At 35.9% G+C, this 7,591-nt stretch carries 8 protein-coding genes; 4 read left to right on the forward strand and 4 right to left on the reverse strand.

What is annotated here, in order from left to right:
* Positions 1–8 precede the first annotated feature (8 nt).
* The gene (locus AC3DU7_RS19580; RefSeq protein WP_488040988.1) at positions 9–137 is read right to left on the reverse strand and encodes a hypothetical protein; all 129 of its coding nucleotides are present in this window, start codon (positions 135–137) and stop codon (positions 9–11) included.
* A gap of 562 nt (positions 138–699) precedes the next feature.
* Between AC3DU7_RS19580 and AC3DU7_RS19585 the strand changes: the two genes are divergently transcribed.
* From AC3DU7_RS19585 to AC3DU7_RS19600, 4 genes are all read left to right on the forward strand, one after another.
* A complete protein-coding gene (locus tag AC3DU7_RS19585) occupies positions 700–1,077 on the forward strand; it encodes a hypothetical protein (RefSeq protein ID WP_488040989.1) in 378 nt (125 codons plus the stop codon).
* A 298-nt stretch (positions 1,078–1,375) separates the two neighbouring features.
* Positions 1,376–1,714 (forward strand): hypothetical protein, encoded by a 339-nt coding sequence (locus tag AC3DU7_RS19590; protein WP_488040990.1) that lies wholly within the window; start codon positions 1,376–1,378, stop codon positions 1,712–1,714.
* Between the two features lie 729 nt (positions 1,715–2,443).
* Complete coding sequence (locus AC3DU7_RS19595; protein WP_488040991.1) at positions 2,444–2,986, forward strand: hypothetical protein; 543 nt, start codon at positions 2,444–2,446, stop codon at positions 2,984–2,986.
* 89 nt (positions 2,987–3,075) lie between these two features.
* A complete protein-coding gene (locus AC3DU7_RS19600; protein ID WP_488040995.1) occupies positions 3,076–3,156 on the forward strand; it encodes a PEP-CTERM sorting domain-containing protein in 81 nt (26 codons plus the stop codon).
* Positions 3,157–3,395: 239 nt separating this feature from the next.
* Here AC3DU7_RS19600 and AC3DU7_RS19605 read toward each other — a convergent pair whose 3' ends face one another.
* The 3 genes from AC3DU7_RS19605 to AC3DU7_RS19615 all read right to left on the reverse strand — a co-directional run bounded on the left by AC3DU7_RS19605 (position 3,396) and on the right by AC3DU7_RS19615 (position 7,371).
* Positions 3,396–4,478, reverse strand: a complete 1,083-nt coding sequence (locus AC3DU7_RS19605; protein WP_488040992.1) for a glycosyltransferase family 4 protein — start codon at positions 4,476–4,478, stop codon at positions 3,396–3,398.
* Between the two features lie 376 nt (positions 4,479–4,854).
* Positions 4,855–5,718: a glycosyltransferase family 2 protein gene (locus AC3DU7_RS19610; RefSeq protein WP_488040993.1), complete on the reverse strand. Its 864-nt coding sequence runs from the start codon at positions 5,716–5,718 to the stop codon at positions 4,855–4,857.
* A gap of 558 nt (positions 5,719–6,276) precedes the next feature.
* Positions 6,277–7,371: a glucose-1-phosphate thymidylyltransferase gene (locus AC3DU7_RS19615; RefSeq protein WP_488040994.1), complete on the reverse strand. Its 1,095-nt coding sequence runs from the start codon at positions 7,369–7,371 to the stop codon at positions 6,277–6,279.
* Positions 7,372–7,591 lie beyond the last annotated feature (220 nt).

The following is a 7,591-nucleotide window of genomic DNA, read 5'->3' on the forward strand; positions in this document are numbered from 1 at the left end:
GAAGGATATTAAGGTTTGGCATAGGTCGTTGATGGATGCATGGGGGTAATATTTTGGTGTGGTTTAGTTTTGTTGCCTCTTTGCCAAAATGGTTGCGTGAGAGGTAGATTTGGTGTGGCAATCCAGCGTTGACTCATTGAGAAAAGGTAGAACAGTATTTTTTGAGAGCTAACGAATTGGTTGGTGAGTTCCATAGGGGATAAGATTTAGAAAGGAATAGAAAGGACAAACATCACGTAACGGTCACGGTAGTGTGATATCAAATCCATTTGCAATGGAAGTGTTTATAAACCGGGTTTGTGCGAGGTAGATGTCAGTATGGTGGGGGATTTAAAACTTTCCCTAGATTCTACGCTTTTTTATACCGATACTACCGGATTTGATATGAGACCCTTATTTGGCAAATTTTTGGCGAGTTTATTCCTCAAATGCTAGTTACTGCTTCACTTCTTATTCAGGCAAAGTTTGATACTGGATTTGACATAGCAAGAGATAGGGGAAACTATTCCCATGCTGTCTATATATTTTTTTTAAGACTGAAAATATTAAAATCAGCCAAGAGAAAAAAGTCAGAAATAGAGAAGAAGAAACGTCTTTATAGTGAAAGAGGAAGGGAACCTAAGTTTAATCAAGAAATGGATTTAGAAAACCGACCCCTTATCAAAAACTGAAACAATTAGCAAACAAAATAAGGAACAAATGAAAAGACTATTTGCTCTAGTTACCTTAGTCATTATGGCAGCATTCATGTTTGTAATGACACCAGATCGTGCGGAAGCAGCAACACCTACTGAAAAAGCAACAATTAATTGTGAATTTGAATTTACATTCCCAACCGAAGAAAAAGTCTGCAAAAATTTGGATCCCAGTATTAGCCAATTTGTCACGACTTACAGTAACCTATCGACTGATGATGTAAAGGTACAGGTAGATGCAGGTTCGTGCCAAAAAGATATACGAACAATACCAAAGCTGACAGAAGATGACACTCAATCCTACAAATGTGGAAATGTTAATGGAGCGATATTCACCCACCTAGAGAAGAAAGGCACAGTAACAGCAATTGTAAGCCAATAGTATGCAAAAGCAAGGGTGATTGATGGCATAAAAATGCCGACTCGGAAGGGAGTAAAAATGGATAAGGGAGACTAGATTAAAACACCATATACTATTTGAAAGTAATGAGGGTAAAACTACTCTTCCTATCCTAACTCTACTCAGGATACTCCACTCCTAATCCAGATTTATAAGCGATCGCACTACCTAGATATTTATATTTAGGCAGTGCGAGATATGATCAAGACTTAGGCAAATTGATTTTGAAACCACCAAAGGACAAATGAAAAGACTATTAGTTGTAGTTACCCTAGTCATTATGGCAGCGTTCACGTTTGTAATGACACCAGATAGTGCTGAAGCAGTAACAACTACAGGAGCAACAATAAAGTGTCACTTCATATTTACATTCCCAACCGAAAAAAAAGTCTGCAACAATTTGGATTCCAGTATTGACAAATTTACCACGTCTTATAATAACCTATCGACTAATGATGTAAAGGTAGAGGCAGATGCAGGCTCGTGCCCAAAAGATATACGAACAATACCAAAGCTGACAGAAGATGACACTAAATCCTACAAATGTGGAAATGTTATTGGAGCGATATTCACCCACCTAGAGAAGAAAGGCAAAATAGAAGTAACTGTAACCCAATAGTATCAGGACTTATGCAAATTCACCTTGAAAACGTGATATCTGGACTTTAAAAAAGCAGGTTAAAATAAGATCAAACCTTTATACAGTAATATTTATACCTTGAATCAAACGTTTTATTGACTTCTAATCCGTATTCAAAAGCGATCGCCCCCAAACAAAAAAAGAGCGATCGCCCCAATTATTTAAACCTTAATGAGATAAGTCTGAATTATCTCCCTAGTAGCTAAACCAGTTTTTTCCCAACTAAACTCTTGAGCTACTAGCCAAACTTAAGGTAGAGAGGCGCGATCGCTCCCCCCCATCTTTAGCAATAATATTCATCCCATCAATTATTTCTCTCACATTTTTCGGGTTAACCAAAGGCCGTCGCCATTTCCCAAATAAAAAAGTTACTGTGGCGTAGCTTAAAAAAAAGTCAGAAATTCCCTTCCCAGATCGTCTTAATTACACAGGAACTCAAAAGGAACCTCAAGCTCAAACCAGAAAATCCTAAATCAAGGTAATCTGGCTAACCTTTGTTACTGGACAGTACAAAGTTATGAGTGAAAAAAAACATTCCCCACTAAAACTTGGAAAAAAGTAGGTCAGGGCTACTTTTGACAAAATTCTTAAATATTCGATCGCCCCAGATAGGAGACAGTCGAACCAGGAGCATTTCAAACCACATCTACACATAAATCAAAAAACTTTTTCTCAAAAAACACAACTCAAATTCAGGAAATAAAAATCATGGCAAGATTAGTAAAAAAAATTTTAGCAAGTGCTTCTGTTGTTGCTGGAATGAGTGCAGTATTCGGCGCTCCAGCAATGGCTGCTACTTTTACTACTGTAGGTACAGATATCATACTACGGGAACAAGTCGGTACTAGCTTTCAAGTAACTAGTGACATAACTAAGTTAAATTCAATTTTACAAGGAGATAGTTCCAATCCTGGTGGTAACATAGAGTTGGGCGCTAAGAATGTAGCCCAAACTCAGGGTGGTAACCCACTTGCTGGAGTACAAGCTCAAAATCTTCAGGGAGAAACAGCCATATTTACCAATGTGACTGAGAACATTTACTCTAGTAGCGATTGGCTAAACGATACTGGTAGAGCTTGGTTTTCTGATGCTTGGGAACAAGCTGTTGAAAAAAACTCAAGTTCCCCACTTGTATCAAGTGCTAATGAAGGGCTGTTTTATAGCATTTTTGCAAGCCAAGGGGGACTTGATACGATATTAATGGAGTTACTGGTTACGCTTGGGGTAGTGTTGCTACTGAGACTGGGTTAAATTATTTCGGTGGTAACTATGAAGTTGTTTTAGAAGGTTTAGCGAATGGTTATGTATCTCAAGAGGTACTTGAGTCTTCTCCAGAAGACATACCTGAGCCTTCTACAGTATTAGGTCTAATAGCTATCGGTGGTTTGGTTACTGCTACTAAGCGTAAGGTTCAAAAGTAATATCATGTTCGGTTGAATACTTACACTTTAGAGGAAGGAAGGCAGAAGGCAGAAGGCAGGAGGCAGAAGGGAAGAAAGGGTTAAAGGGGATAAAGTTTTTTTTATAACTGATTATCCGAACATGATATAAGATTTGAGAATAGCCATTTTTTGAACTTGGATAACTGGGTTTTAATGTTAGATGAATTCACAGTTAATTTGGGTTCCCTAACATAAACAGGAGCGATCGCCCCAATTATTTAAACCTTAATCAGATAATTCTGAATCACTTCCCTAGTAGCTAAACCAGTTTTTTCCCAACTAAACTCTCTAGCTTTAGCCAAACTTAAGGTTGAGAGGCGCGATCGCTCTCCCCCATCTTCAGCAATAATCTTCATAGCATCTGTTATTTCTCCCACATTTTTCGGGTTAACCAAAATAGCTGCATCTCCAGCAACTTCTGGCAGGGATGAAATATTAGAAGTAATAACTGGAGTACCGCACGCCATTGCTTCCAATACTGGAAAACCAAACCCTTCCCACAGACTAGGAAAAACCAGAGCGATCGCCTGATTGATTATTTTGGGTAATTCTGCTGTGGGAACATAGTCAAGAAATTTGACTAATTTTGTTAAACCTAGTTCTTTGATTTGAGTTTTTAATGTTGGTGTATAATTATTATCTGTGGGTCCGGCAAACCATAATTCATACTCGGAAAAATTTGGCAATTTAGCAAAAGCTTCTATCAACCGATGTAGATTTTTATAATGGTCGTGGCGACCTAGATAAAGGAAGTAATTTTTGGTAGGTAAGTCTAAGAATTGGAATTTTTGAGAGTCATAACCTAAAGGAATAGGTGTAATTTTTTGAGGTGGTATTTGGAAAAAATCAGTAATATCTTTTGCGGTTGCTTGAGAATTACAAATAATATGTTCTGCCTGGTTTAATACTTGAGGAATATAATATTTGAAATAAGCAGTTAAGCGAGAACCAGGTTTAGGAAAACGTAAAGGAATTAAATCGTGAGCCATTACTATATAACGACATTGAGAATATAATGGGGCTTCTGGAAGGGGAGAAAAAAGTAGATTTGCTTGTGATTTTTTATAGATATTTGATAATTTAAATTGAGTCCAAAATAATCGTCGTAAATGACCTTTTGTTCCCTGAGCGGGTGTCATGTTGTTAGGGATTAGATGGCAGTTAAAATTGGGAATATTATTAGCAACTAAAAAAGTAGGATTAAGTTGTTGAAGTTGAGGCAAGATATTATTTGCGTAGATAGATATTCCGGTTGGTTGTGGGATTAATACTGATAGATTTATTAGAAGTTTGTTAGACATTTGGGCTCACAGGGATTATGGCATGGCTCACAGGGATTATGGCACGGATATACAGATTAAGATAAGAGTCCAGCAATAAGTCAGTCCAGTAGGGTGCGTTAGGCGCTTACCACAAACTACCGTTGAACTCTCAAATGTTACATTGCGCCGTAACGCACCATTGAGCCACATATTTTTCACAAAATTAGCTGTGTCAGTAACACATATTTAATGGTGCGTTACGACGGATTGCTGAATCCCTTTCATCGTCTGAATTTAAGCCGTATAACACACCCTACAAGTTTTGCTACATTTTTTCGGGTGTCAGTTTTAACTTTTAAATTTTGACTTTTGAGTTGAAAGGCTTTGTTGGGTTTATCCTGAGGGATAAGCTCCACTAACACTTTGTTCTACCCAGCCTACAATTATATCTGATAAATTTACTTATTGCTTTGATTTTAACACGAGCTATTTTATAATTTATTGGTAGCTTAACTAAAGCAGCTATAGTTATTCTAATTAATCTATATATTAAAACTAATCTACTTGTATGTTTTTCTAAACTCAATAGATAACTATAGATGCTATGCTCAAGTTTTAATTTGGGATTTTTATTGGTAATTGAAGATGGTTGATGAATTACAGATATTTTTTGAGTAATGGCAATTTTATGACCTTGTTTTGCATAACATCTACAGAAATCAAAATCTTCATAATATAAAAAATAATCTTCATCAAATTCAGGACATTTTTTAAAGTTTTTGAAGTTAATTAGCATACTGCATCCTGTCACCCAATCTGTGATTGATGTTTCTGTCTCTAACAAAAATTCATTGGGAATTATTTTGCCAGTTTCAGGAATAAATTTTCCGCCACCAAACCATACTTTTCCTGTGGGTTCATAGACTGTTGTTCCTAATATAGAAAATTCTGGATTTTTGGCTAAAAAATGATGTGCTTTTTTCAGAGAATCAGGGAATAAATAAGCATCGGGATTAATTAACCAAATTATTGCTTGGGGATTTCTAGCATAAATCCAATTTAATCCTAAATTACAGGCTTTTCCATATCCTAAGTTAGTTTCTGAGTCGATAATAATTGTGGTGTTGTTTTTAAGTTGATAAATAGAATTATCATCGGTAGAATTATTAATAATAACTATTTGCTGATATAGTTGGGGAGTTAATGTAATGGAATTGATTAATTTCTGAATTAATTGAGTGGAATAGTAATTAACTGTTAGGAAATATATAGAAGCCATTTGGAATATTAGCTAATGTTGGGTTTTTAGGCCAAGAAGTGAGGATATTGATATTTAATTACTATAGATAGATATCTCCAACAATCAAAAATCATGCTCTTTTATTGCACTGTTATTCATCAATTCTTTCCCCCTACTCTGTAGGGACGTTGCATGCAACGTCCCTACGACTACTCCCTATGGGTGGAGGAGATGCTTAATAGATCCGTTTAGGGGTTCTATAGAGTTGGTATTTATATTAGTTTCTCCTTCTGGATAGGGTCATTTCAGTTATCAGTACCTCTAGCTGTTTGCGCAGCATTCCGTAGGAAAGCATTGGGATTGAAATAAGGAATAGTCTCTTTTTTTATTCCTTTAAAAAGGAAGGCTTTAGACCAGAATTTTTCGGTAAAAGTTCAGTTAACTGAAGCTGACAAAACTAAAATGATGCGTTATAACGGATTTCTCAATACTTCTCCAAGTCTAAATTTTAGCCGTCTAACGCACCTTACAATAATGCTAAAAATACATAAAAATTTGGAAAATTTTATCTCTGTTGCTTGTTGCCTTTTGCCTTCTTCAAGTTAATTCTATTTGACTATCATCACCAATCATAAATCGTAATGCTTTAGGACGTTGTGGAGCATTAATTAGTTGGGCACGACGACCGAGTAAACTATCAACAATACGTTGATTAATTTCAATAATTTTTGCTCCTTGTAATATTACACTATGTTCTAGGTCAACATCAATTAAAGTCACATTATCGGCAATACTACTATAAGGACCGATAAAACAATTTTCTAGGTGACAATTATCTCCAATAATTACCGGACCACGAACACTACAATTAACTAGTTTTGTATTTTTACCAATTTTTACTCGCCCAATAATTTTACTTTGAGAATCTATTTCTCCATTAACTGAATTAGTTAAACGAGTATCTAAAATAATTTGATTAGCACTGAGTAAATCATCTTTTTTTCCTGTATCTAACCACCAACCTTCTAAGGTACGCGCTTCCACAGAAATTTCCCGATCTTCGCCAGAGGTTTGTTGGTCAATTAAATATTGAATAGCATCTGTAATTTCTAATTCTCCTCTAGCGGAAGGTTTGATATTAGCAATGGCATTATGTATTTTATGTGAGAAGAAATATATTCCCACTAGTGCCAAATTAGATGGAGGAACTTTTGGTTTTTCTACTAATCCTAAAACTTTTCCATTTTCATCTATTTTTGCCACACCAAATGCGGTAGGATTAGGTACTTTTCGCAACAGAATTAAAGCATCTAATTGTTCTTTTTTGAAAGTATCTAAAAATTGTTCTAGCTGACTCTCAATGATATTATCTCCTAAATACATGATGAAAGGAGAATCTGCCAAAAATGGTTGAGCAATTTTTACCGCATGGGCTAAACCAGCAGGTTGCTCTTGTAGGATATAGGTAATATTAGCTCCGAATTTTTCGCCGTTTCCTGTTAATTCTTCTACTTCTTTTCCAGTCTCTGGACTAATAATAATTCCAATGTCAGTAATACCTGCTGCAATAATACCCTCAATTCCGTACCACAAAATAGGTTTATTCGCAACTGGTACTAATTGCTTTGCTCCTGTATAAGTAAGAGGGCGTAACCTTGTACCTTTTCCACCAGAGAGAATTAATGCTTTCATATCAATATTTCCAATTGCGGATTTTTGTTGTAGTTTTTGTTCTTAGGGCTGAATTTTTTCTCACTTTAGCATATAGAAGGAAGAAGGAAGAGGGAAGAAGGAAGAAGGAACCTCAGAAGGAAGAGGGAAGAAGGAAGAGGGAAGAAGTAAGAAGAAAAAACTATTAATCAATTAATTCTGGCTATTTTGGTCAAGTGACAAACAGGATAAGATTTTTTTT

It is taken from the genome of Okeania sp., assembly GCF_983059655.1.